This window comes from Flavivirga rizhaonensis (genome assembly GCF_004791695.1).
In the GTDB taxonomy this organism is placed as follows: Bacteria; Bacteroidota; Bacteroidia; order Flavobacteriales; family Flavobacteriaceae; genus Flavivirga; species Flavivirga rizhaonensis.
Genome location: NZ_SRSO01000009.1, coordinates 119,911 through 146,210, shown reverse-complemented (window position 1 = coordinate 146,210; position 26,300 = coordinate 119,911). Strand labels below are relative to the sequence as shown.

Genomic DNA, 26,300 nt, shown 5'->3' with positions numbered 1-26,300 from the left:
ATATTTGGAACACCATCGAAGACCTGATGATGGTAATGGAGCAAATTTCATAATTGAGAAATAGCTATTCAGGTGACTTTAAGTCACCAGCCCAAACCTATGGACTTTAAGTCCATAGTGGTTTAGTCTTTTTTAGTGGTAATTTCTACAACACCATTTTTTCCTTTGTCGCCATATTTTTTGGTAGCAGATTCACCTTTTAAAATTTTAATACTACTTATTTTTTTTTCATCTATTGATCTTAATTCTTTTTCGGTAATTTTTTTTTCATCTAGAATATATATAGATTTACCTTTTGATTCCCTTATTAGTTTTTCAATAATATCAGGTTTATAATTAGTGTTTGATATGCTTTCAGAAACTACGGAAGTTTTGTTTTTTTTAGACATTTTATGTATATCTTTTTTAAATGGAGCAAGGCCAAGTCTTTTTCCGTTGCCGTAATACGATATGGCTATTGGAGGTATTGGTTCTCTGGAGTCCTGATTATAATTAACATTCCCATACTCCGATTTAGCGTTAACCTTAATTGAAATAATGTCACCTTGGTTGTTACGTTTTACGTCACTAAATTTGACAGTAATGCCTTTTTCTTTTAGTCTTTTTGAAGCACTTTCTAAACTTTTATCACTATAATCACTCTTAATAATAAATTTTTTTTGATTGTCAAGATAACTTACTGTCCCGTATGTAGGATCGCCATTTTTATTAATTCCTTGGCGGGTTATTGAGTTAGTTTTAGGATTATATTTAATAATCATGGGATTGTCCACACTGGTGGTGGTGGTACTATGTAAAGTGCCTTTTTTACCTATTTCATAAGAATATATGGCGATTCCATCGGAATTTTGCTCAAATATTTTAAAATTAAAAATGATGTTGTATTTCTCTTTTAGAAATCTTTTTTTGTTCACTAATTCGGATATAGTCGTATTCTTATCAATTATAATCTCGATCAAATCTGGATTGTTCACATTTCTTTTTTCATCTTCTAGAAAATCTAATGTATTAATACTAAATTTTTTTTTGTTTTTAGAATACTCTATAACAATGGTTTTTACAGGTACTCCCGAAGCTATTCTATAGGTAGCATCAATGCCATTTTTACTAATTGTAAAATCTATTGTGGTAATTAAGTTATTTGTCTTTCTTTTTATACTTTTTAATTTAAAATCATAACCTTTACTCTTAAGTTCGGCTTTAAAGGATTTGAGTTTTTCATCAGTAAAATTATTATAAATTAAGAATTTTTCAATATCATTTTCATCCGTAACTTCTTGATTTATTGAATTTACATTTTCTGAATTTAAAACCGAATTCTCTCTATATATTTCCTCAGTATTAAAACTCATTAAAAATAGGACCAGTAAAGGAATTACTAATACATACTTTATTAAATTGATTTTTTTGGATTTTGATTTGTGTAACATAATGATTCGTTTTTTGATTAATGAATTATAAAAATTGTTGCTTAAAACCATTTGATTAGATGGTATACTTGTTTTTAATAATGTTGTTTGATAACTTTTTTTGCAGTTGAATTTATACTGCGCTTTTTGGTCTGCTATAAACTCTAAATTTTGCTTTATATCTTTGCTATAAAGCCATATAAGTGGATTAAACCATAGTACAATACAAGAGAGTTGTGTTAGTAAGATATCTATAGAATGATACTGCCTTACATGTACTTTTTCGTGAGTAATAATTTGATCTAATTCTGTTTTTGTAAATTGATTTAGATTATAAACGATCCAATTAAAAAATGAAAATGGAGACACCTCAGTATTAACGTTTACAAATTTATAAACACCTAGCTTTTCACTTTTGTTTTTGAAAATTAATCTAAATAATGAGACCAGCTGTATGATAAAACGGCAAAAAAAGAAGAGAATACCTGATAAATATACAATAGGAAGGTAATCTAATATATTAAAAGGCTCTTCTATATTTTTAACTGTAGGAAAGGCGTTATCTAAACTATAATTTTCTATTACGGTAGGAACATATTCAATATAAACAGGAATCACGAAAAGAGGAATAATAAATGAGCTTATTAAACCTAAAAGAAGAAAGCCTCTATTAGATTGGAAAAAAGTATCATGTTGCAAAAAAACTTTATAAATAAAATAGAAAATAGCAATTAGAGAACTAGCTTTTAGTAAATATTCCATAACTATTTGTTTTTTTCAATGAGTTCGATAATCTCTTTTAGTTCTTCAACACTGATTTTTTCTTCCTTGGCAAAAAATGATACCATATTTTTATAAGAATTGTTAAAATAATTACCTATAGCTAAATTCATAAACTTTTTCTTGTAATCCTCTTTGCTAATAATAGGGTAGTATTGATGCGTTTTACCATAGGCATTGTAGGAGACATATCCTTTTTCTTCTAAATTTCTTATAATGGTAGAAAGTGTATTATAATGTGGTTTATCGTTTTTTATTTCAGCAAGCACATCTTTAACAAAAGCTTTTTCCAGCCTCCATAAAATATGCATGATTTCTTCTTCCTTATTTGTTAATTTTTCCATTGATTACTATGTTTTTCATTTCCTTCTTCGAGGAAATCTTATTATTTCGTTACTTATTTAGCTTTCCAATTTATTTTTTGTATAAATCTCAACACTAAACAAATGTATAACTATTTTTATAGTTATACAACTAAATAAATAGTTATTTAACTATATTTTAAGTTTTAAAAACAAATTTTTCACTTTTTACTTTCAGTTTTTCGCTATCATTTGCACTATCTTCGCAAAAAATATTTTTATGAGTTTACTTTGGGTCATCCTTGGTTTTGCATTGTTAGTAATAGGAGGGGAGTTTCTTGTCCGTTCGTCTGTAGCATTGTCTTTTAAGTTTAGTATATCTAAAATGGTTATTGGTATGACGGTGGTATCTTTTGCAACTTCGGCACCGGAACTATTAGTTAGTGTACAAGCAGCATTATCGGGGTCTCCAGCCATAGCAATTAATAATGTTGTAGGTTCTAACATTGCTAATATTGGTTTAGTACTGGGAGTTACAGCAATGGTAGGGGCAATAGCAGTTGATAAGTCTTTTTACAAGCTTAATTGGCCCGTTATGATGGTTTTCTCAATAGTACTTTATTATTTTCTTAAAAATGATAATGTTCTTACAGCTATAGAAGGTGGCATTTTATTCATAGGTCTTATTCTCTTTTTATATGCATTGATAAAGAAGGGAAAGAAAGATACTAGTATAGAAGAAGTTGATGATGCTTTAGCTGTTGTTTCTAATTTTAAAATAATTCTTTGGTTGGCTATTGGGGCAACGGCTTTATATTTTGGAAGTGAATGGTTAGTGGAAGGATCAAAAGAAATTGCACGCTCGGTAGGTGTTAGTGAGGCGGTAATAGGAGTTTCTCTAATAGCTATAGGGACTAGTGTGCCAGAATTAGCGGCATCGGTCATCGCTGCAGCTAAGCATGAAAAAGCTATTTCTTTAGGTAATTTAATAGGTTCTAATATTTTTAATATAGCATCGGTTTTAGGTTTAACAGCTATAATAAAACCTATTACAGTTACAGAGCCTCAAATATTGTCCCATGATATTTTTTGGATGCTAGGCTTTAGTTTTATTTTAATACCAATAATATTTTTACCAAAGAAATTACAAATAAGCAGAGCCAAGGGATTCTTTTTGGTGTTTGCTTATGGAGCATTTATGTTCTTAATATTTACCAGAGGATAATTAAAAGTACATTTAAACGCATAAAAAAGGGCTTGCAATTTTTGCAAGCCCTTTTTTATGTTATGAACAAAACTAGTATTATTAGATGTTAGCGGATTTAACAGTCTTAATAATTCTACCAGCTACTTTGTATGGATCTGCGTTTGATGCAGGACGTCTGTCTTCTAAATAACCTTTCCAGCCTTTTTCAACTGTAATAATTGGAATTCTAATAGACGCTCCACGGTCAGAAATACCATAACTAAAGTCAGTTATTGATGCCGTTTCGTGTAAACCTGTTAAGCGTTGATCGTTAAATTCACCATATATTGAAATGTGTTCTTTAGTAACAGGTCTGAACGCTTCACATATTTTCTCATAAACTTCTTGAGAACCACAAGTTCTTAAAGTTGTGTTAGAGAAGTTTGCGTGCATACCAGAGCCATTCCAGTCACCTTTTATTGGTTTTGGATGATAGTCAATATAGTATCCGTATTTTTCAGTTAATCTGTCTAGTAAATATCTAGCAATCCAAATTTCATCACCAGCTTTTTTAGCGCCTTTAGCAAATAATTGGAATTCCCATTGTCCACTAGCAACTTCTTGGTTAATACCTTCAAAGTTTAAACCAGCTTCAATACATAAGTTTGCATGCTCTTCTACAAAGTCTCTACCGTGTGTGTTCTTTCCGCCAACAGAGCAGTAGTACATACCTTGTGGTCCAGGATAGCCTCCAATTGGGAATCCTAAAGGTAGTTGAGTATGCGTATCCATGATAAAGTATTCTTGCTCAAATCCAAACCAGAAATCATTATCGCCATCATCAATGCCAGCTCTTCCGTTAGATTCGTGGGGTGTACCATCAGCATTTAAAACTTCAGTCATTACTAAATATCCATTAATACGAGCAGGATCTGGGTATATCGCAACAGGTTTTAATAAACAGTCTGAAGATCCTCCTTCAGCTTGTTGTGTTGATGAACCATCAAAAGACCAGTTTCCTATTTCTTCTAATGTTCCTTGAAAGTTTTCATGCTCTTCTACCTTAGTTTTACTTCTCAAGTTTTGAGTTGGCTTGTAACCATCTAACCAAAGATATTCTAATTTAATTTTTGCCATAATGAATATTTTATGAGTGAAATTTTAATAATATTCACAAATATAAATTATTATATAAATACTTTAAATTTATAGGGGGTATTTTAGTGTAAGTATTAGTTATTTTTATTTATCCCCCATTATTTTAAGGTTTATTTTAAAAAAAGAGTATTTTTTTATATGAAAATTGTAAAAATGTCAACAATAAACTTTTGACTTTTTATGTTTTTATTGTTTTTGCTACTTATTTTTGCAATAATATTATAGTCATTATTAAATCTAACAAATTTTCTAAAAATGTCAACATTAAGATTTCATGCCATCAAAGAGTCTCTCGCTTATAAACCGGTTACAGTAGAAGAAAAAGAGCGTAGGTCAGACCTGTTTGGAAAAAACGTATTTAATGAAAACACCATGCGTCAATACTTAACAAAAGACGCTTTTATAGGTGTTACTAATGCTATTCAATATGGTAAAAAAATAGATAGGAGTATAGCAGATCAAGTGGCATCTTCTATGAAAGATTGGGCATTATCAAAAGGCGTTACCCATTATACGCATTGGTTTCAACCACTAACTGGATCTACAGCAGAAAAGCACGACGCATTTTTTGAAACTATTGGAGAAGGTATGGCTGTTGAAAAATTTGGAGGCAGTCAGTTAGTACAACAAGAACCAGACGCTTCCAGCTTTCCTAGTGGAGGTATTAGAAATACCTTTGAAGCTAGAGGATATACAGCATGGGATCCAACATCACCAGCTTTTATATATGGCACCACCTTATGTATTCCAACCATATTTGTAGCTTATACCGGAGAAGCATTAGATTATAAAACGCCTTTATTGCGAGCACTACATGCAGTAGATGATGCTGCAACAGCAGTTTGTAAATATTTTGATAAAAATGTAAAGAAAGTGTCATCCTCTTTGGGATGGGAACAAGAGTACTTTTTAGTAGATAAAATGTTGGCGGCAAGTCGTCCGGATATTTCCTTAACAGGGAGAACATTATTAGGGCATTCCCCTGCCAAAGGACAACAATTAGACGATCATTATTTTGGATCCATTCCTAATAGAGCGTTGAATTTTATGCGCGAACTGGAAACAGAATGTATGCTTTTAGGAATTCCTGTAAAGACCAGACATAATGAAGTAGCACCTAATCAATTTGAATTAGCTCCAATTTACGAAGAAGCTAATTTGGCGGTAGATCATAATTCGCTTTTAATGGATATTATGGGACGTGTTGCTGCACGGCATAATTTTAAAGTACTATTACATGAAAAGCCTTTTGAAGGTATTAATGGTTCTGGTAAGCATAATAACTGGTCACTTTCTACAGACACTGGTGTTAATTTATTGAGTACAGGAAAAACACCAATGAGTAATCTTCAATTTCTAACATTTTTCATTAATACAATTAAGGCGGTTCATGAACATGAAGCGCTATTAAGAGCAGCGATAGCATCGGCTAGTAATGATCATAGGTTAGGAGCTAATGAAGCACCACCAGCTATAATCTCAGTATTTATTGGAGAACAGTTAACCAAAGTTTTAGAGGAGTTAGAAGGCGTGACCAAAGGAAAACTTTCACCTCAGGAAAAAACAGAACTTAAGCTTAATGTGGTTGGTAAAATACCAGATGTTTTACTCGATAATACAGATAGAAATAGAACGTCTCCTTTCGCATTTACAGGGAATAAATTTGAGTTTAGAGCTGTAGGGTCTACTGCAAATTGTGGGAACCCGATGACTATTTTAAATACCATAGTAGCCAAACAATTAAAAGATTTTAAAATTGAAGTCGATAAATTAATCGATAAGAAAGATTTAAAGAAAGACGAAGCTATATTTAATGTATTAAGAGAGTATATTAAATCTACTAAAAGTATTTTATTTGAAGGAAATGGTTATGGAAAGGAATGGGAAGAAGAAGCCAAGAAAAGAGGGTTAAGCAATAATAAAACAACACCAGAAGCTTTAAAAGCTAAAATTTCTAAAGAAACCATTTCATTATTTGAAGAAATGAATGTTATGAGTAGGGTTGAAACTGAAGCTCGTTATGAGATAGAAGTTGAAGCTTATATTATGCATATTCAAATAGAAAGCCGTGTATTGGGGGATATAGCTCGAAATCATATTGTACCGACAGCCGTTAAATATCAAAATGTTTTAATTGAAAATGTTAGAGGATTAAAAGAAATATTTGATAAAAAATTTAATTCGGTTTCTAAAGAACAGATTAATTTAATTGAAGAAATTTCCAGTCATATAGAGTGCATTAATGTAAATGTTACGAAGATGATAAATGAACGCAAAAAGGCGAACGCATTCGAAGATATTGAAAAGAAGGCATTAGCATACTGTAATCAAGTGAAGCCTTTATTTGATGATGTTCGTTATCATTGTGATAAATTAGAATTGTTGGTTGATGATGAGATTTGGCCGTTAACAAAATATCGGGAATTGTTATTTACAAGGTAGGGAATCATTGAAAGTAACCTATGAAAACTAAACAGCACTACGAAAACCATCTTGCCAATTTTTATTCCTGGATGATTGGAGATTTTGAGCAAAAACAGTTAGACTTTCAAAGTTTCTTAAAACAAAACAGAATATATCCAACCAAATCAAAAACAGCAATAGACTTAGGAGCAGGACACGGTATTCAAAGTGTGGCTCTAACAAATTTGGGTTTTACTGTAACTGCAATTGATTTTAATAAAAAACTACTGGATGAGCTGAAATCAAATAGTCATGGACAATCAATCGAAACCATTCAAACCGACATTTGTAATGTAAAAGAATTTAGTAAATTAAATCCCGAATTGATTGTTTGTTGCGGAGATACAATAGCACATTTAGATAATAAAGAAGCGATTGAAAAGCTAATTGTAGACTGTAAATCCGCACTGATTAAAAACGGAAAATTAATCTTATCATTTAGAGATTATACAAATGAACTAAAGAATGAACAAAGATTTATTCCTGTAAAAAGTGATGATGAACGAATTTTAACCTGCATGCTCGAATATGAAACTGAAAAAGTCAAGGTTACTGATTTACTTTATGAGAAAACTGAAACTGGATGGCATCAAAAAGTAAGTTCCTATAACAAAGTAAGAATTACAACAAATGAGATTATAGAATTTATTGAGAAAAGAGGAATGAAAATTGTTTTTAATGAGACAATAAATAGAATGCAAACAATAATAGCAGAATACAAATAGCCTATAATAATGTATGAAGCTTATTACCGATACAAGCCTGCTTACTAGAATTTAACAAAACGAATTAAAAGTACCTTATGTTAAGGATGGTTAGTTTTAAAATATTCCTTTACTTTTGCACCACAATAAAATATTATGAGTCAAGAAGTTTCTAAACGATACGCACAGCGTGGGGTTTCCGCATCAAAAGAAGATGTACATAATGCTATAAAAAATATAGATAAAGGATTGTTTCCAAAGGCATTCTGTAAAATTGTACCAGATTATTTAACAAATGATGATGATTATTGTTTGATCATGCATGCAGATGGAGCTGGAACAAAATCATCATTGGCTTATATGTATTGGAAAGAAACTGGAGATATTTCAGTTTGGAAGGGCATTGCACAAGATGCCTTAATAATGAATATCGATGATTTGTTATGTGTTGGCGCAACCGATAATATTATGTTGTCTTCAACTATAGGAAGAAATAAGAATTTAATTCCAGGAGAAGTACTTTCAGCAATTATCAATGGTACCGAAGAATTACTTGAAGATCTAAAATCATTTGGAGTAACCATTCATTCTACAGGTGGTGAAACGGCAGATGTTGGTGATTTGGTGAGAACTATTATTGTAGATTCTACAGTTACTGCAAGAATGAAGCGAGACGATGTTATTGATAATGCAAACATTAAAGCTGGAGATGTTATAGTTGGTTTAGAGTCTTTTGGGCAGGCAACTTACGAGAAGTCATATAATGGAGGTATGGGAAGTAATGGCTTAACGTCTGCTCGACATGATGTTTTTAGTAAATATTTAGTAGAAAAGTATCCTGAAAGTTTTGATGCATCTGTTCCTAGAGATTTAGTGTACTCTGGAGGAGTGAAATTGACTGATGATGTTGAAGGTTCGCCTATAGATGCAGGCAAATTGGTATTGTCTCCTACTAGAACATACGCGCCAATTATTAAAAAAATATTATCAGAATTTAATAGTGAAACGATTCATGGTATGGTTCATTGCAGTGGAGGTGCTCAAACAAAAATTCTTCATTTTATAGACCAGTTTCATATCATAAAAGACAATATGTTTCCAATTCCACCATTATTTAAGCTCATTCAAGAACAATCTAAAACCGATTGGAAAGAAATGTATCAGGTATTTAATTGTGGACATAGAATGGAATTATATGTATCTCCAGAAATTGCCGAAAATATTATTACCATATCAAAATCTTTTCATGTAGATGCTAAAATAATTGGTAGAGTAGAAGCTTCTAAAACAAAAAAACTTACCATTAAATCTGAATTCGGAGCGTTTAATTATTAGTTTTCTTTTTTTTGTTTAAAATGGAATGATTGTTGATAGAAAACTTTTAATTTGCACTAATTAACTAGGTTAAACCATGAAAACCATATTCTTAATCCCTCTTTGTTTCTTTTTTCAATTAATTTCTGCACAACCAGACTCCCTTTTTTTACAAAAAAAGAAGAAAAAAGAAGAAAGACCCCAATGGATTCAAAAAAATAAAGCAACCGTAGATTTAAGTCAGGTTTCATTTACTAATTGGAACTCTGGTGGTAGTAATTCAATATCTGGTCTTTTAGGATTTAATTCTTCTGCAAATTATAGAGATAAATATTTTTCATGGAGAAATGATGTATCTGTACGTTATGGAATAAATAAGCAAGAGTCTAGAGAGCTAAGAAAAACAGATGATTTGTTTGAACTTACTTCAAACATTGGTTATAAATCTAATAATTTATCAAACTGGTTTTATTCAGCAAGGCTTAATTTTAAAACGCAACTTACTAATGGGTATAATTACCCAAATAAAGAGGTGCCGATTTCCAGATTAATGGCACCGGGGTATTTATTCTTTGGTGGCGGTATGGAATATGGAAAAGACATTGAAGAATTGTCATTTTATTTTTCTCCAATAACTTTAAAAGCGACTTTTGTGTTAGATGAAGATTTAGCTAATGCTGGTTCTTTTGGGGTTACACCTGCTGTGTTAGATGCAGATGGAAATATTATTACACCTGGAGAACGTTTGCGGGAAGAAGTAGGTATTTTGATGACTAATAGTTACGAAATGGAAGTCGCTAATAACATAAACATGAAGCATGTAGTGAGCTTATACTCCGATTATGTAAATAATTTTGGAAATGTAGATTTAGATTGGAGAATCGATTTTAATTTTAAAGTTAATAATTTTATAAGAGCTACTTTAGGCTCCCATTTAAAATATGATGATGACGTAAAAACAAAAGAACCTTCAGAGATTGAAGGAGAATTTGATGAAGCTGGGGCCAAAGTTCAGTGGAAACAGATTTTAGGCGTTGGATTTGCTGTCGATTTTTAAGTCTGCAACCAAGAAAGGATGTTCTGTAAAGAAACCTAGAAATAATAGGGGTTAAACATTCATTATGAACCCATTTAGGCAATAGTTCATAAAATGTAAAAAAGCCTTTTCATAGTCCTCAGAATAGAATAAGACAAACGTAAACGCTCCCACAGACTTGTAATTACATATATTAAAGCAGACATCATAAATTTTAGAAAATGAAAACGTTTAAGAATCTATTTTTATTAATAGCAGTTTTTGTTTTAGGAATAATAAGCACTCATGCACAAACTACCGAAGAAGATAATCTTTTAGCTATAAAACGCCATAGACAAGCAGCTAAAAATATTTTAGAGATTGCTAAAGAATTTGAAGCTAAAACTTATATCAATAATAAAAAAGAGACTTTAGTTTATCGTTTACTTAAACCTTTAAATTATGATTCTAATAAAAAGTATCCTTTAGTTGTATGCCTTTCAGGTAGTGGAGGACGTGGTACTGATAATATAAAGCAAATTTCTGGTTGTTGGCCTTCTCAAATTTTATCTAAGCCAGAAAACAGAGAAAATTATCCTTGTTTTCTTTTTGTACCTCAATGCCCACCAAATTTAAATTGGGGAATATCTTCTCCTAATATGAATCAAATTAATGTTTCTAATCCTATAGAATCATTAGTTTTTGATGTTATTAAAAACATTGAAGACGAATATTCCGTAGACGTAGATAGATTATATATTACGGGACAATCTATGGGTGGTTTTGGTACCTGGCATTATATTTTAACGCATCCTAAAATGTTTGCAGCGGCTATTCCTATTTGTGGAAAAGGCAATCCGGAATTGGCTCATAAAATTGTTGATGTTCCGATATGGGCTTTTCATGGAGCTGAAGATTCAGCTGTATCGGTTGATTATTCAAGACGTATGATTAAATCCATTCAAAAATTAGGAGGAAAACCGTTATATACTGAGTTTGAAAATGTTGGACACATTAGCTGGCCTCTTGCCTATGACACACCAGGTTTACTGGAATGGTTATTTAAGCAAAAACTTGATAGGAGGAAATAAGAATTGATCGAAAAGAATTCTCCGAGGCTCAGCCACGGAGTTTCTGTTGAAATTGTCATTCCCATGAAAACGGAATCTAAATAACAGAATTTCGATTTTTGAACCGAAAGCTCAAAGCCTGTTTAAGTGTGAAACGAGCGAGACCTCTACCTAACGTAGTTGAAGCATGCCTCTATGGCTCTGCCTCGAAGATAGTTCGTTTCAAGAAATTCTTTATTTTATTCTATTACGTTTAGACTGACTTCCCTCCAAACTTTATTTAACTGTGCCAAACGGTTTAAGAACTAATTCAGGTGTATTATCCGTATCATATAACTAACCAAATGTGAAACTTAAAAATAATTTCCGTAATTTGTGTTTGAAAAATTTGTTAACTTTTTAATGTTGATAAATATTTAAAATACTCATAATCAGTATTTAATATGTGGTTGTTTGTAAGCTTTATGATTTTTGTCATGTTTTAAGTTGTGCACTTTTAGTTTATTTATACTCTAATTAAATAATCCAAAATATAACTTACTAATGAATGACAACGTCACAAAAACTCCACCAAAAACTTACACACAAGATCAGGCTTTCAATGCCACATTAAAGTATTTTAATAATGATGATTTAGCGGCTCGCGTATGGTTAAATAAATATGCTCTTAAAGATTCTCAAGGCAATATTTATGAGTTAACCCCAAATGATATGCATTTTAGAATTGCTAAAGAACTAGCAAGAGTTGAAAAAAAATACGCAAACCCATTATCTGCTGACGATATTTTTAATTTAATTAAAGATTTTAAATACATAGTGCCTCAAGGCAGTCCAATGGCAGGTATAGGCAATCCGTTTCAAATCGCATCACTTTCTAATTGTTTTGTAATTGGTAATTCAGGGGAATCAGATTCATACGGTGGTATCATGAAAATTGATCAAGAGCAAGTTCAGCTTATGAAGCGTAGAGGAGGTGTAGGTCATGATTTGTCTCATATTCGCCCAAAAGGTTCTTCAGTTAAAAATTCTGCATTAACTTCTACAGGTATTGTTCCTTTTATGGAACGCTATTCTAATTCTACAAGAGAAGTTGCGCAGGATGGAAGAAGAGGGGCATTAATGCTTTCTGTTTCTATTAACCATCCAGATTCAGAAGACTTTATTGATGCAAAATTAGAACAGGGTAAAGTCACAGGAGCGAATGTGTCGGTTAGAATGGATAATGAGTTTATGGAAGCGGTTAAAAATGGAACCGATTATACTCAGAAATACCCAGTATTTAGCAAAAACCCTAAAGTTTCCAAAACAATAAAAGCAAATGATTTATGGAAAAAAATTGTTCATAATGCCTGGAAATCAGCCGAACCAGGAATTTTATTTTGGGATACTATTATAAATGAATCCATTCCAGATTGTTATGCCGATTTGGGTTATAAAACAGTGTCTACAAACCCATGTGGAGAAATTCCTTTATGCCCTTATGATTCTTGTAGATTATTGGCTATTAATTTGTTTTCTTATGTAGAGAACCCTTTTACCAAACAAGCTAAGTTTAATTTCGCTTTATTCAAAAAACATATTGTTGCGGCGCAACGCATTATGGACGATATAATCGATTTAGAGTTAGAAAAAATAGATACGATTTTACAGAAAATAGATGAAGATCCAGAGTTAGATGAGGTTAAGGCTACCGAACGTAACTTATGGATTAATATAAAGCGAAAAGCAGAAGAAGGACGTAGAACAGGTATTGGTATAACAGCAGAAGGTGATATGTTAGCGGCTTTGGGTATTCAATATGGTAGTGAAGCAGGGAATGCCTTTTCATTAAAAGTCCATAAAACAATTGGTATAGAAGCTTATAGAGCATCGGTTTACTTAGCAAAAGAACGAGGTCCCTTTTCTATTTTTGATGCAGAGCGCGAAAAAAACAATCCCTTTATACAACGTTTAAAAGAAGCAGATAGCAAGCTGTATTATGAAATGTTAGAATATGGTAGACGAAATATCGCATTACTTACCATAGCCCCAACGGGTACAACGAGTTTAATGACGCAAACAACATCTGGAATAGAACCTGTGTTTTTACCAGTGTATAAACGTAGAAGAAAAGTAAATCCAAGCGATAAAGATGCACGTATAGATTTTGTTGATGAAGTTGGTGATTCTTGGGAAGAATATGTTGTTTTCCATCACAGGTTTAAACAATGGATGGAAGTTAATGGTATTGATACCTCTAAAAATTTCTCTCAGGAGGAGTTAGATGATTTAGTGAAGCAATCGCCATATTATAAAGCAACTTCAAATGATGTAGATTGGCTAAGTAAAGTGAGTATGCAAGGAGCTATTCAAAAATGGGTAGATCATTCTATAAGTGTAACTATTAATTTGCCTAATGATGTTTCTGAAGATTTAGTAGGCGACTTATATTTAAAAGCATGGGAGGTTGGCTGTAAAGGAGTAACCGTTTATAGAGATGGTTCTCGGTCTGGGGTACTAATTTCTAATGATAATAAAAAGGAAGAGGAATCTAAAGATTTACTAACAGCATTTCCTGTAAAACGTCCTCAAATATTAGAAGCTGATGTGGTCCGTTTTCAGAACAATAAAGAAAAGTGGATTGCCTTTATAGGTATTATTGATGAGAAACCTTATGAGATTTTTACAGGGTTAACCGATGATGAAGATGGTATTTTAATTCCTCGCTGGGTAAATAATGGATTAATAATAAAGAATAGAAATGAAAATGGTACTTCCCGTTACGATTTTCAATATGAAAATAAAAGAGGTTACAAGACTACTATAGAAGGCTTATCTCATAAGTTTAATCCGGAATTTTGGAACTATGCTAAACTTATTTCCAGTACGCTTCGTCATGGCATGCCTATCGATAAAATTGTTGATTTAATTAATAGTTTGCAATTAGACAGTGAATCTATTAATACATGGAAAAACGGTGTGGGGCGTGCCTTAAAGCGTTATGTGGCAGATGGTACAGAGGCAAAAGGACAAAAGTGTGATTCTTGTAAATCTGGAAACTTAATATATCAGGAAGGTTGTTTAACCTGTAAAGATTGTGGATCTTCTAAATGTGGTTAATAAATGAACGTCAGTTCGATTTAATTTTTTTATAAAAAATAACATTAAATCAATGATTTTCAAGTGTTTGTCATTTTAGAAAGAGTGAAGAATGAGCCTTTCGACTTTAGTTTATGCTGAGCGTAGTCGAAGTACTCAAGATAAACTTTCTAGACATCTCATAAGGATGGGATTCCCTGCCTTCCGGCAGGCAGGCTTCTCAATAGCTACGTTATTATACGTTCAAGTAAAATATATTTTACTCTCCGTAGCATTCGGAATGACATAGTTTTCTTTGTTAAAATAGTTAAACAACTGACTGTCAGTTTTTAATATGTCGAACTCGTTAAATTAGTAAAGAAGGTTGTTTAAAGGTAAATAAATATTAGAATGTCTGGAGCGCAGTCGAAACCTTCATGTTTAGTGAGGTGTTTTAGTTCTCGATTGCGCTCGAACGGACAAAAATAAGCTCCTTTCTTTTACTTAATCCAAAGTACCAATACTTAAATATTTATAATCTTCCAATTCTTTTACGTTGTCAATTAGTTTTGTACAACCATTTTTTAAAAGATATATAGTATCAGAAACAGCTATAATGTGTTCGTACATATGATCTGTGATGACGATGGCTTTTTTCTGCTTTTCTTCTTCAATAAGGGCTTTTATTTTTTCAATATATAAAGGAGCTACGTGAGAGAAAGGCTCGTCTAAAAACACTATTTTTCTTGGGCATTTTAAAGTGAGATAAATTTCTATAATCCTACGCTCTCCTCCAGATAACTTTTTGAAATAAAAGTTTTTATAAGGGGTTAGAGTTTCAAATGTATTAACAAAAACATCCCAGTCTACCTTAAAAAGCTTAAATGCAGTCTTAATCATCATTTTGTTAGGAATAAAATGATGCTGCGGTAAATAACTAACTAATTTTGTTTGGTATAATGGTTTTAAAATAGGGGTGTTATTAATTCTTATCAAGCTATATTTGGCTTTTAAATTACCAAAAGAAATATTTAAAAGACAACTCTTTCCACAGCCATTACTTCCCAAAATGCCCGTAATTTTTCCTGCTTCGGCTTTTAGATAAACTCCGTTTAAAACAGATTTGTTATTAAAATAAAGTTCAACATTATCAATCTCTATAATCATACAAACTCTTTAAGAAGCAAAAGAAATGGAATACTTAAAAACATATCAATAACAAATAATAGAGCAAATAATTTGAAAGGGGAGATCCCTAAGTTTTTGTAAAATATTAGTTTTCGTTTGGCATGGGTTTCATTTATAAAAAACCATAAAAAAATGACTAATAATAGTTTTGCAATAAGAATAGGAAGCATATCATATTTTAAAAATGAAAAGATGATATTTAAGCCAAAAGACCAAAAAATAAAAGATCTGTAAAAAACGAATATGGAAAATAATTGATTCATAATATATGATTAGAAACGGTAGAAGTTGAATATTATTCTAGTCTAATGATTAATAGACAGGTATATTGGTGCCTAAAATTCATAAATTATCGTATTTTTGATTCCCAATTAAAAAGGTAGATGTTAGAGAAATTACAAATAGTAAAACAGCGTTTTGATGAGGTTAGCGATTTAATTATTCAACCTGATATAATTACAGATCAAAAACGTTATGTAGCACTTAATAGAGAATATAAAGACTTGCGAATTCTTATGGATAAGCGGGAATTATACATAGAGCTTACAGATAATTTGAAGGAAGCAGAGTCTATTATTGCAGATGGTAGTGATGAAGAGATGGTAGAAATGGCTAAAATGCAGTATGATGAAGCTAAAGAAGGAATTCCTAAGTTGGAAGAAGAAATAAAAGTTCTTTTAATACCTAAAGACCCAGAAGACTCTAAAAATGCGGTAGTTGAGTTACGTGCTGGGACAGGTGGTGACGAAGCCAGTATTTTTGCAGGAGATTTATTTAGAATGTACACGAAATACTGTGAAAGTAAAGGTTGGCGCGTAGATACTGTAGATTTTAGTGAAGGTACAAATGGTGGCTTTAAAGAAATTCAATTTGAAGTTAGTGGCGAAGATGTTTATGGAACTTTAAAATTTGAAGCAGGTGTGCATCGTGTACAACGTGTGCCGCAAACAGAGACACAAGGACGTGTACATACCAGTGCAGCAACCGTGATGGTGTTTCCAGAAGCAGAAGAGTTTGATGTAGAAATTAATCCAAAAGAAGTAAGAATAGACTTTTTCTGTTCGTCAGGTCCAGGAGGTCAATCTGTAAATACAACTTATTCGGCAGTACGTTTAACACACATTCCAACAGGATTGGTGGCGCAATGTCAAGACCAGAAATCACAACACAAAAATAAAGAGAAAGCTTTTAAAGTATTGCGTTCTCGCTTATACGATTTAGAATTGGCGAAGAAGCAGGAAGAAGATGCAGCGAAGCGTGGTAGTATGGTGTCATCTGGTGATAGAAGTGCTAAGATTAGAACGTATAATTATCCACAAGGTCGTGTAACTGATCATAGAATAGGATTAACACTGTACGATTTAAGTAATATTGTAAATGGTGATATTCAAAAAATAATAGATGAATTAATGTTAGCTGAAAACACTGAAAAGTTGAAGGCTAATGATGATGTGATTTAAAACTGTCATTCCTGCGAAGGCGGCAGGAATCTTTTAAATTGAAACGTAATCATTATAAAGTGGATTCCTGCTTTTGCAGGAATGACACTCTGACGAAAGTAGATGTTAACATCAGGATAATAATAGAAACATAAGAGTAAACACATAACAGTTTCCTCCTTCGGAGGATTAAGGAGGAATGACAACAAACCAACTCGTACAGGAAATCAAAAAAAAGAAATCCTTTTTATGTATAGGATTAGATGTTGATTTAAATAAAATACCACCACACCTTTTAAAAGAAGAAGACTCTATTTTTGCTTTCAATAAAGCAATTATAGATGCAACACATCATTTATGCGTTGCCTATAAACCTAATACGGCATTCTATGAAGCTTATGGTTTAAAAGGTTGGAAGGCTTTAGAAAAAACGATTAATTATTTAAACGAAAAACATCCGGAAATTTTCACTATTGCAGATGCGAAACGAGGCGATATTGGTAATACAAGCGCCATGTATGCCAAAGCTTTTTTTGAAGATTTAGCTTTCGATTCTGTTACCGTGGCACCATACATGGGAAAAGATTCTGTAGAGCCATTTTTAGCTTTTGAAAATAAGCATACCATACTTTTAGCATTAACATCCAATCAGGGAGCATTTGATTTTCAAACAAAAACGGTTGATGGAAAAGAACTATACAAACAAGTTTTAGAAACTTCTAAGACCTGGGAGCATTCAGAGAATTTAATGTATGTAGTTGGTGCTACTAAAGCAGAGTATTTAGCAGATATTAGACATATTATTCCAGATAGCTTTTTGTTAGTACCTGGAGTTGGTGCGCAAGGTGGTAATTTACAAGATGTTTGTAAATATGGCATGAATAATCAAATAGGCTTACTTATTAATTCTTCTCGTGGAATTATTTATGCTTCTAATGAAGATGATTTTGCTAAAGCAGCAGCTTTGAAAGCAAAAGAACTTCAGCAAGAAATGGCGATTATTTTAAATAAGTAGTTGTTATTTTAAACGAAGTGAAGCATCTCAAAGACCAGCTCGATAGAATCCTTCATATAAAAGAAACCCCAAAACGTATTGTTTCTTTAGTACCAAGTCAAACCGAGTTATTATATGATTTAGGTTTAGAAAGCTCGCTTATAGGTGTTACCAAATTTTGTGTGCATCCGCATCATATTAGAACAGATGTTGCAATTGTTGGAGGAACTAAGCAAATTCACTTAGATAAAATTAAAGCCTTAAAACCAGATATTATTCTTTGTAACAAAGAAGAAAACACCAAAGCCATTGTAGATGCTTGTGAAGCTATTTGTAATGTACATGTCTCTGATATTTTTACAATTGATGATAGTTTAAAATTGATTCATCAATACGGTGAGATTTTTAATAAATCAAAAGCAGCTTTTGATTTATTAAAAAGTATAAAAAAAGAGGTAAAGGCGTTTAATACATTTATTAAAAATAAACCCATATTAAAAGCGGTTTATTTTATATGGAAAGATCCATGGATAGTAGCTGCAAATAATACGTTCATTAATTATTTGTTGAAGCTTAATAAGTTTGAAAATGTTTTTGAAAATGAGATTCGTTATCCAGAAATTGAGCTTAGTGAATCAACTATAAATAAAGATGTAGATATTGTGCTTCTGTCTAGCGAGCCTTACCCATTTAAAGAAAAGCATAGAAAGGATATACAAGAATTTTATCCTGACGCAGCTATTATATTAGCTGACGGTGAAATGTTTTCCTGGTATGGGTCCAGATTAGCTAAAGCTTTTAAATATTTTAAAAGCTTGCGCCTAAATCTTGAGAATAATCAATCTTAGTAGTATCATCTACAAAGTTTGCTATTTTGGTTTCTAATTCTTTTAAGCTTATTAACTTGTTCAAATTTGGTTTTATTTTACCAACTCTACAAAAATGTGTACTCATAACTTTTTTATATAAAGTACGTGAAATAGTGTGTTTTAGATGTAATAAGAAAGTTAAAAAATTGCTAAATATAATTTTATGCAGAAGTTTGTGTGAATGATTCTCTTGACAAGTATTTTAACTTGTTAAGTTTATCAAGTAATTTGATAGCTCGATATTCCGAAATATCACTTAAAGCAGAATCTGTTTGACGAAAATTATAAGCCTGCTCAATAAGTTCTTTATAGCGTTTATTAAGTTTGCTTTGATGCGTTTTTATGTCGTCTATTTTTTTCATGTTCCCTCACGAAATAGAAAGTAATTAAATATACATTTTTTATTAAGAAATTGAAAGAAAAATTCAGATTATTTCTTTAAAAAGTATTTATCTTTAAGTGATTATAAACATTTGTTAATTGAAATAAATTTATCAAGGTTTGGCATTGAGTTTCAGTTAAAGTTGTCATTTCCGTAAAAAATAATAATCTAAATAACGTAAATCTTGTTTAAGAGTTGAAGATGTCACTTCGATTAAATTCTGGAAGAATTTATTACTTCGACTAAGCTCAGCAGAACTATCGAGAAGCTTTTTTTGTCGAAAATTTATTTATTTTCGATACAATTTTTTTCAAAAATTACTCAAACTGACATAAATTTTCTTATCCGAGATTCGTTAAATAATAAACTTTCGGTTTTTGAATCTTTAATTTAAAACTTGTATCTAACTCAGTAAAATATAAGATATAACTCGAGGAAAGCTAGTTTCAAGAAATTCTTTATTTATGGTAGCAATAATAAAAAAATAAATAATTTTATATGACTAACTAAAATTGTTAATTATGAGACTTTTTATAAAAACATTTTTTATCTTATTTTTTTCATTTTCCAATTATGCTCAGGATGTTACTTGTAAATGTTGTGATGAAAAGCATGATGAGTTTAATTTTTGGTTAGGGACATGGACTGTAACCAATACAGATGGAGAGGTTGTAGGAAAAAATGTGATTGATAAAATCCAAGACAATTGTATTTTAAGGGAAAATTGGACAAGTGCCCAAGGAACATTTACAGGAACAAGTAACAATTTCTATAATAATGTTACAAAACAATGGGAACAAATTTGGATTGATAATCAGGGAGGAAGTTTACATTTAAAAGGACATAGAGTTGCAAATCAGATGATCTTAAAAACAGATATTGCGAATAATAAAGAGGGCAAGCCATTTTATCATCGTATTACCTGGACTTTGAATGATGATGGTTCCGTAAGGCAATATTGGGAAACCATTACCAACGATAAAGATATTAGTGTGGTCTTTGATGGACTATACAGAAAACAATAGTTTTAAACTCCAAACTCATTTAATCCTGTAAAGCAAAAACCTTTTTCAATAAATCTGTTGTTCTGGAAGACAGTTTAGTTCGAATCTCTGTTTCCTCAATAGCAATCATAGTAAATACACCTTTTAAAGCTTCCCCAGTAACATAGTCTGTTAAATCGGGGTTCACATTATTTGTAAAAGGAAGGTTATTATACTTGTTAATTAGGTTGCTCCAAATTTTATCAGCTCCAACTTTACTAAACGAGTTGTTTATAACGGGACTAAATTTATTATATAAAGCTGTTTGGGTTTTACTATTTAAATACCGAGTTGCAGCATCATTTTTTCCAAGTAAAATATTCTTAGCGTCGGCGAATGTTATACCTTTAACAGCATCAACAAAAATAGGTGTAGCCTCTTTTACAGCATCTTCAGCAGCTCTGTTAAGCACTTTTAAACCTTCATCTGCTAATTTGCTTAAACCAACATCTCTAAGCGCTTTATCCACTTTATGTAATTCTTGTGGTAATACAATTTTTACTAGTTCATTTTTAAAAAAACCATCAGTTTGTGTCAGTTTTGTCACTTGTTTGTCTATTCCAAAATCTAAGGCTTGTCTTAATCCAGAAGCAATTTCCGTATTGCCAATAATACCGCCACCACCACCTTGTGGTAATTGATTAACAACTTGTTGTAACTCTGCACAGGCAGTAAGGTTGAAAATTAACACGACTGCTAAAAATTTACGAATCATATTTTTTTGGGTTTTATATGTTTAACAAATATATGTTTTAGATGTTAAACCATTTCTAATTTATGTTAATTATGTTTTTAAGGAAGCATTAAAAAACATTTCCTCGAGATTTGGCCTCATAAAAGATAAGCTTTAAGGAAAACCAATAAAAAGACACCTTGAGAGTAAGGTGTCTTTCGTGCAAACTAAATAATCCCACTAGTGTTTCATCTAAAATATACAGTCATGGGTTTTATTATCTTAAACCTTATTCGTTGAGACCCGAAGGAAAAAGAAAAGTCACAACTTTATAAAAAAAGTGCTAAATATTAATTTAAATATATAGAGTATGCGCCAAGAGTTTTGACAATCAGTTGTTTACTGTGTGTGAGAAAATAATTTTTTAATAAAAAATCACCGTTTTATTATTGTAAACCATCACTTTTCTATCTGTATGTAATTTAACAGCGTTAGCCAAAACAATTTTTTCTAAATCTCGTCCTTTTGCTATTAAATCTTGTATGGAATGGGTATGAGAGACATGTGCTACACCTTGTTCAATTATTGGACCAGCATCAAGTTCTTCTGTTACATAATGACTCGTAGCTCCAATAATTTTAACACCACGCTTGTATGCCGAATGATATGGTTTTGCACCTACGAATGCAGGAAGAAAAGAATGATGAATGTTAATTATTTTATTAGGGTACTTGCTTATAAGTTTTCTAGAAACAATTTGCATATACCTCGCTAAAACGATAAAATCTATGTTGTGCTTCTCTAATAATTCTAGTTGTTTGCTCTCGGCTTCATTTTTTGTGTTTTTTGTAACAGGAATATGATGAAACGGAATTTTAAAATTATCAGCAATAGGTTTTAAATCTAAATGGTTACTTATAATGAAAGGAATTTCTAAATTAAGTTCTCCAGAATTATAGCGTCCTAATAAATCGTATAAACAATGGTCGTATTTAGAAATAAATAAAGCCATTTTAGGCTTAACCTCCGAAGAGTAAATACGCCATTTCATATCAAACTCGCTGGCTAAAGTATTTTTGAACAATTCTTTAAAACCACTTGTCGTAAAGGAGTCTATCGTGAATTCACTTTCTAAACGCATGAAAAAGATATCCTGCTCTCTATCTACATGTTGATCTATATAAACGATATTGCCTCCTTCTTTGGCAATAAAATTTGTTACAGAAGCAATGATATTGGAACGGTCTTTACAATGGATTAAAAGTGTAATCTTATTCATGAGATTCAAAATCAATTAGCCACCAAAATTAATCTAAAAAATAGATAAGAAATAATCAGCATAATAATTTTAGATAATCTTACGTGAATAGCTTATTTTTTTGAATATTTCGTAAATTGCGACACTTAAAACTAAGATTCTTTACGAATGAAACAACAAGCACCATATAAACCTAAACATAAAGTACGAATAGTAACAGCAGCATCATTGTTTGATGGCCATGATGCCTCCATAAATATCATGCGTCGAATTATTCAAGCTACTGGTGTTGAAGTGATTCACTTAGGGCATGATAGAAGCGTGGAAGAGGTTGTAAATACAGCTATTCAAGAAGATGTGAATGCTATTTGTTTAACTTCATATCAGGGAGGGCATAATGAGTATTTTAAATACATGTATGATTTGTTAAAAGAAAAAGGTGCTGATCATATCAAGATTTTTGGCGGTGGTGGTGGCGTGATCTTGCCTTCTGAGATTAAGGATTTGATGGATCATGGAATTACTCGTATTTATTCTCCTGATGATGGACGTGAAATGGGATTACAAGGGATGATTAATGATTTGGTTAAGCAATCAGATTTCCCCACTCCAGCTCTTCCCAAAGGGGAGAGGGTTTTGGACGCTCTTAAAAAAAAGAACGTTAATGTAATTGCTAGATTAATAAGTTTAGCAGAAAACAATCATGAAGTTTTTGAAAAAGTATTTTCTCAGAAGCCTTCCTCCCCGAAGGGGAGGCTAGGTGGGGCTGTTTTAGGAATTACTGGAACTGGTGGAGCGGGGAAGTCTAGTTTAGTTGATGAGCTGGTTAGGCGATTTCTAATTGACTTTCCGGAAAAGACCATTGGCATTGTTTCAGTTGACCCTTCAAAACGAAAGACAGGAGGTGCTTTGTTAGGAGATCGAATTCGTATGAATGCAATTAATTCACCTCGTGTTTACATGCGTAGTTTAGCAACACGTCAATCTAATTTGGCATTATCTAAATATGTAAATGAAGCCGTTGAAGTTTTAAAAGCCACTGAATACGATTTAATTATTTTAGAAACGTCAGGTATTGGACAATCTGATACTGAAATTATAGAGCATTCTGATGTGTCGTTATATGTAATGACTCCTGAATTTGGAGCAGCAACGCAGTTAGAAAAAATCGATATGCTTGATTTTGCAGATTTGGTTGCTATCAATAAATTTGATAAACGAGGAGCCTTAGATGCATTACGTGATGTTAAAAAGCAGTACATGCGTAATAATAATCTTTGGGATGTGCCTCAAGATCAATTACCGGTTTTTGGTACAATTGCCTCTCAATTTAATGATCCAGGAATGAATACGCTTTATAAAGCTGTCATAGATATGTTAGTAGAAAAAGCAGAAGCAGATTTAAAATCAACATTTACTATTTCTGATGAAATGAGTGAGAAGATTTTTGTCATTCCGCCTTCAAGAACACGCTATTTATCTGAAATAGCGGAAACTAATCGAGCATACGACCTAAAGGCAAATAATCAAGTTGAAGTTGCTCAAAAGCTTTATGGAATATATAAAACGATTTGTTCGGTTGCGAATGTCACCTTGAGCGCAGTCGAAAGGTCTCTTATAGGAAAGCTTGGATTAAATCATGAAGAGATTCTTCGACAAGCTCAGAATGACAGTGATAAATCATTTTTAGATTTATTAGTAAAGGAATTCGATAGAGTAAAACTAAATTTAGATCCTTATAATTGGGAAATTATTACTGGTTGGAATGAAAAAGTAAATAAATATAAAAATCCAATCTATTCATTTAAAGTTCGAGATAAAGAAATAAAAATAAAAACACATACAGAGTCTTTGTCACATACTCAAATCCCTAAAGTAGCATTACCTAAATATCAAGCATGGGGAGATATATTGCGTTGGTGTTTACAAGAAAATGTTCCAGGAGAATTTCCTTTTGCGTCTGGCTTGTATCCATTTAAAAGAACAGGAGAAGATCCAGCTCGTATGTTTGCAGGGGAAGGAGGACCAGAACGTACCAACCGTCGCTTTCACTATGTAAGTATGGGATTGCCAGCCAAACGCTTGTCAACCGCGTTTGATAGTGTAACACTTTATGGGAACGATCCGGATTGTCGTCCAGATATTTACGGGAAAATTGGAAATGCAGGCGTTTCAGTTTGTTGTTTAGATGATGCTAAAAAACTGTATTCTGGGTTCAATTTAGCAGATGTTATGACATCTGTGAGTATGACTATTAATGGTCCAGCCCCCATGTTACTAAGCTTTTTTATGAATGCCGCCATAGATCAACAATGCGAAATATATATTAAAGAAAAAGGTTTAGAAAAAGAAATAGAAGCCAAAATTGTTGCTTTATATAAAGGAAAAGAGCGACCAAAATATAATGGAGAATTACCAGAAGGAAATAACGGTTTAGGGTTAATGTTATTGGGTGTTACAGGAGATCAGGTATTGCCTTTAGATATTTATAATGATATTAAAGTTAAAACGATATCTCAAGTTAGAGGAACAGTTCAAGCGGACATTTTAAAGGAAGATCAAGCCCAAAACACCTGTATTTTCTCAACCGAATTTGCATTACGATTAATGGGTGATGTTCAAGAGTATTTTATTGAAAATAATGTTCGTAATTTTTATTCGGTTTCTATATCTGGCTATCATATTGCCGAAGCAGGAGCTAACCCTATTACACAGTTGGCCTTAACACTTTCTAACGGGTTTACTTATGTAGAGTATTATTTAAGTCGGGGTATGGATATTAATAAATTTGGTCCGAACCTATCGTTCTTTTTTTCTAATGGTATCGATCCAGAATATGCTGTCATTGGTCGTGTAGCTAGAAAAATTTGGGCGAAAGCGATGAAGCATAAATATGGCGCTAATACTAGAGCTCAAATGCTAAAATATCATATTCAAACATCAGGGCGTAGTTTACATGCTCAAGAAATAGACTTTAATGATATCCGTACTACCTTACAGGCATTGTATGCTATCTATGATAATTGTAATTCGCTACATACAAATGCCTATGATGAGGCTATTACAACACCAACCGAAGAATCAGTACGCCGTGCTATGGCCATTCAACTTATAATAAATAAAGAATTAGGATTAGCCAAGAACGAAAACCCAATTCAAGGATCTTTTATTATTGAAGAGTTAACCGATTTAGTAGAGGAAGCTGTATTGCTCGAATTTGATAGAATTACTGAGCGTGGTGGTGTTTTAGGAGCGATGGAAACCATGTATCAACGAAGTAAAATTCAAGAAGAAAGTTTGTATTATGAAACTTTAAAGCATAATGGTGATTTTCCGATAGTGGGAGTGAATACATTTTTAAGTTCTAAAGGATCGCCAACAGTACTCCCAAAAGAGGTTATTCGTGCGACAGAAGAAGAAAAACAGTTTCAAATAAAAACTTTAGAAAACCTTCATAAAGCAAACGATACAAAAGCGTTATTAAAAGAACTACAGACAAAAGCTATTAACAACGAAAATATTTTTGAAGCGTTAATGGAAGTTTGCAAAGTATGTTCTTTAGGAGAAATAACGAGTGCATTATTTGAAGTTGGAGGGCAGTATCGCAGAAACATGTAAGCAGAGAACCACTTTTTGCAACAGTAAAAAGTGTGCGAATCGCTTATCCCGTGCGCACAATGCCATTAAGTTAAGGCTGTAATGTCAGTCTGAGTACTTCGGCTGTGCTCAGTATAAACTAAAGTCGAAGACTTATTGGAATTCTAGTTTTTATTAGCATTTCGACTGCGCTCAATGTGACAAAAAAGGAGCAAAATCCCTTAACTTAATGGCATTGCCCGCACGCAGTCGAGGGATCTCATTAAAGGAAACCATAAACTTAGTCCCGCTTTTTATCAAAGCAAGAGCAAGCTAGTCGTTTATTCCTAATGATCATGTAAACAATATTAGTTAACTAACGCAACCATTTTCGAAATTAATCATCTTAAAGGTAAATCC

General features: G+C 32.1%; 20 protein-coding genes. 12 read left to right on the top strand and 8 right to left on the bottom strand.

The features are described 5' to 3' along the window. Positions 1 to 122: 122 nt before the first annotated feature. Entirely contained in the window at positions 123 to 2,171 is a 2,049-nt protein-coding gene (locus EM932_RS08735) for a M56 family metallopeptidase (RefSeq protein WP_135876801.1), read from the bottom strand. A gap of 2 nt (positions 2,172 to 2,173) precedes the next feature. Beyond that, the gene (locus tag EM932_RS08730; protein ID WP_135876800.1) at positions 2,174 to 2,533 is read right to left on the bottom strand and encodes a BlaI/MecI/CopY family transcriptional regulator; all 360 of its coding nucleotides are present in this window, start codon (positions 2,531 to 2,533) and stop codon (positions 2,174 to 2,176) included. 238 nt (positions 2,534 to 2,771) lie between these two features. Here EM932_RS08730 and EM932_RS08725 point away from each other — a divergent pair, with 238 nt between their 5' ends. Further along, positions 2,772 to 3,716 (top strand): calcium/sodium antiporter, encoded by a 945-nt coding sequence (locus EM932_RS08725; RefSeq protein WP_135876799.1) that lies wholly within the window; start codon positions 2,772 to 2,774, stop codon positions 3,714 to 3,716. Positions 3,717 to 3,797: 81 nt separating this feature from the next. On the opposite strand, the gene EM932_RS08720 is transcribed toward EM932_RS08725, so the two are convergent. Further along, positions 3,798 to 4,814 carry a glutamine synthetase beta-grasp domain-containing protein gene (locus tag EM932_RS08720; RefSeq protein ID WP_135876798.1) on the bottom strand — a complete coding sequence of 339 codons (1,017 nt, stop codon included), beginning with the start codon at positions 4,812 to 4,814 and terminating at the stop codon, positions 3,798 to 3,800. A gap of 276 nt (positions 4,815 to 5,090) precedes the next feature. Here EM932_RS08720 and EM932_RS08715 point away from each other — a divergent pair, with 276 nt between their 5' ends. The 6 genes from EM932_RS08715 to EM932_RS08690 all read left to right on the top strand — a co-directional run bounded on the left by EM932_RS08715 (position 5,091) and on the right by EM932_RS08690 (position 14,500). Further along, positions 5,091 to 7,277: a glutamine synthetase III family protein gene (locus EM932_RS08715; protein ID WP_135876797.1), complete on the top strand. Its 2,187-nt coding sequence runs from the start codon at positions 5,091 to 5,093 to the stop codon at positions 7,275 to 7,277. A gap of 20 nt (positions 7,278 to 7,297) precedes the next feature. Beyond that, positions 7,298 to 8,023 carry a class I SAM-dependent methyltransferase gene (locus EM932_RS08710; protein WP_135876796.1) on the top strand — a complete coding sequence of 242 codons (726 nt, stop codon included), beginning with the start codon at positions 7,298 to 7,300 and terminating at the stop codon, positions 8,021 to 8,023. A 135-nt stretch (positions 8,024 to 8,158) separates the two neighbouring features. After that, positions 8,159 to 9,337: an AIR synthase related protein gene (locus tag EM932_RS08705; RefSeq protein ID WP_135876795.1), complete on the top strand. Its 1,179-nt coding sequence runs from the start codon at positions 8,159 to 8,161 to the stop codon at positions 9,335 to 9,337. 76 nt (positions 9,338 to 9,413) lie between these two features. Then, positions 9,414 to 10,373 (top strand): DUF3078 domain-containing protein, encoded by a 960-nt coding sequence (locus tag EM932_RS08700; protein ID WP_135876794.1) that lies wholly within the window; start codon positions 9,414 to 9,416, stop codon positions 10,371 to 10,373. A gap of 200 nt (positions 10,374 to 10,573) precedes the next feature. Beyond that, positions 10,574 to 11,422, top strand: coding sequence for a carboxylesterase family protein (locus EM932_RS08695; protein WP_135876793.1), 849 nt, complete (start codon positions 10,574 to 10,576; stop codon positions 11,420 to 11,422). Positions 11,423 to 11,944: 522 nt separating this feature from the next. Next, positions 11,945 to 14,500, top strand: coding sequence for an adenosylcobalamin-dependent ribonucleoside-diphosphate reductase (locus EM932_RS08690; protein ID WP_135876792.1), 2,556 nt, complete (start codon positions 11,945 to 11,947; stop codon positions 14,498 to 14,500). 462 nt (positions 14,501 to 14,962) lie between these two features. On the opposite strand, the gene EM932_RS08685 is transcribed toward EM932_RS08690, so the two are convergent. Next, positions 14,963 to 15,625, bottom strand: coding sequence for an ATP-binding cassette domain-containing protein (locus tag EM932_RS08685; RefSeq protein ID WP_135876791.1), 663 nt, complete (start codon positions 15,623 to 15,625; stop codon positions 14,963 to 14,965). Positions 15,626 to 16,029: 404 nt separating this feature from the next. On the opposite strand from EM932_RS08685, the gene prfA reads away from it, so the two are divergent. The 3 genes from prfA to EM932_RS08670 all read left to right on the top strand — a co-directional run bounded on the left by prfA (position 16,030) and on the right by EM932_RS08670 (position 18,927). Next, positions 16,030 to 17,106 (top strand): peptide chain release factor 1, encoded by a 1,077-nt coding sequence (gene prfA / locus EM932_RS08680; RefSeq protein ID WP_135876790.1) that lies wholly within the window; start codon positions 16,030 to 16,032, stop codon positions 17,104 to 17,106. Positions 17,107 to 17,284: 178 nt separating this feature from the next. Beyond that, entirely contained in the window at positions 17,285 to 18,100 is an 816-nt protein-coding gene (gene pyrF / locus EM932_RS08675; protein ID WP_135876789.1) for an orotidine-5'-phosphate decarboxylase, read from the top strand. 17 nt (positions 18,101 to 18,117) lie between these two features. After that, positions 18,118 to 18,927 carry an ABC transporter substrate-binding protein gene (locus tag EM932_RS08670; RefSeq protein WP_135876788.1) on the top strand — a complete coding sequence of 270 codons (810 nt, stop codon included), beginning with the start codon at positions 18,118 to 18,120 and terminating at the stop codon, positions 18,925 to 18,927. On the opposite strand, the gene EM932_RS21070 is transcribed toward EM932_RS08670, so the two are convergent. Both EM932_RS21070 and EM932_RS08665 read right to left on the bottom strand, forming a co-directional pair. After that, entirely contained in the window at positions 18,887 to 19,033 is a 147-nt protein-coding gene (locus EM932_RS21070; RefSeq protein ID WP_211344271.1) for a hypothetical protein, read from the bottom strand. The genes EM932_RS08670 and EM932_RS21070 overlap by 41 nt on opposite strands. 76 nt (positions 19,034 to 19,109) lie before the next feature. Then, complete coding sequence (locus EM932_RS08665; RefSeq protein ID WP_135876787.1) at positions 19,110 to 19,310, bottom strand: Lacal_2735 family protein; 201 nt, start codon at positions 19,308 to 19,310, stop codon at positions 19,110 to 19,112. A gap of 541 nt (positions 19,311 to 19,851) precedes the next feature. Here EM932_RS08665 and EM932_RS08660 point away from each other — a divergent pair. Further along, the gene (locus EM932_RS08660) at positions 19,852 to 20,355 is read left to right on the top strand and encodes a hypothetical protein (protein WP_135876786.1); all 504 of its coding nucleotides are present in this window, start codon (positions 19,852 to 19,854) and stop codon (positions 20,353 to 20,355) included. Positions 20,356 to 20,374: 19 nt separating this feature from the next. On the opposite strand, the gene EM932_RS08655 is transcribed toward EM932_RS08660, so the two are convergent. Both EM932_RS08655 and purU read right to left on the bottom strand, forming a co-directional pair. Then, positions 20,375 to 21,088 carry a DUF4197 domain-containing protein gene (locus tag EM932_RS08655; protein WP_135876785.1) on the bottom strand — a complete coding sequence of 238 codons (714 nt, stop codon included), beginning with the start codon at positions 21,086 to 21,088 and terminating at the stop codon, positions 20,375 to 20,377. 382 nt (positions 21,089 to 21,470) lie between these two features. Beyond that, entirely contained in the window at positions 21,471 to 22,325 is an 855-nt protein-coding gene (purU, locus tag EM932_RS08650) for a formyltetrahydrofolate deformylase (protein WP_135876784.1), read from the bottom strand. 147 nt (positions 22,326 to 22,472) lie between these two features. Here purU and EM932_RS08645 point away from each other — a divergent pair, with 147 nt between their 5' ends. Then, complete coding sequence (locus EM932_RS08645; RefSeq protein WP_135876783.1) at positions 22,473 to 25,922, top strand: methylmalonyl-CoA mutase family protein; 3,450 nt, start codon at positions 22,473 to 22,475, stop codon at positions 25,920 to 25,922. Positions 25,923 to 26,300 lie beyond the last annotated feature (378 nt).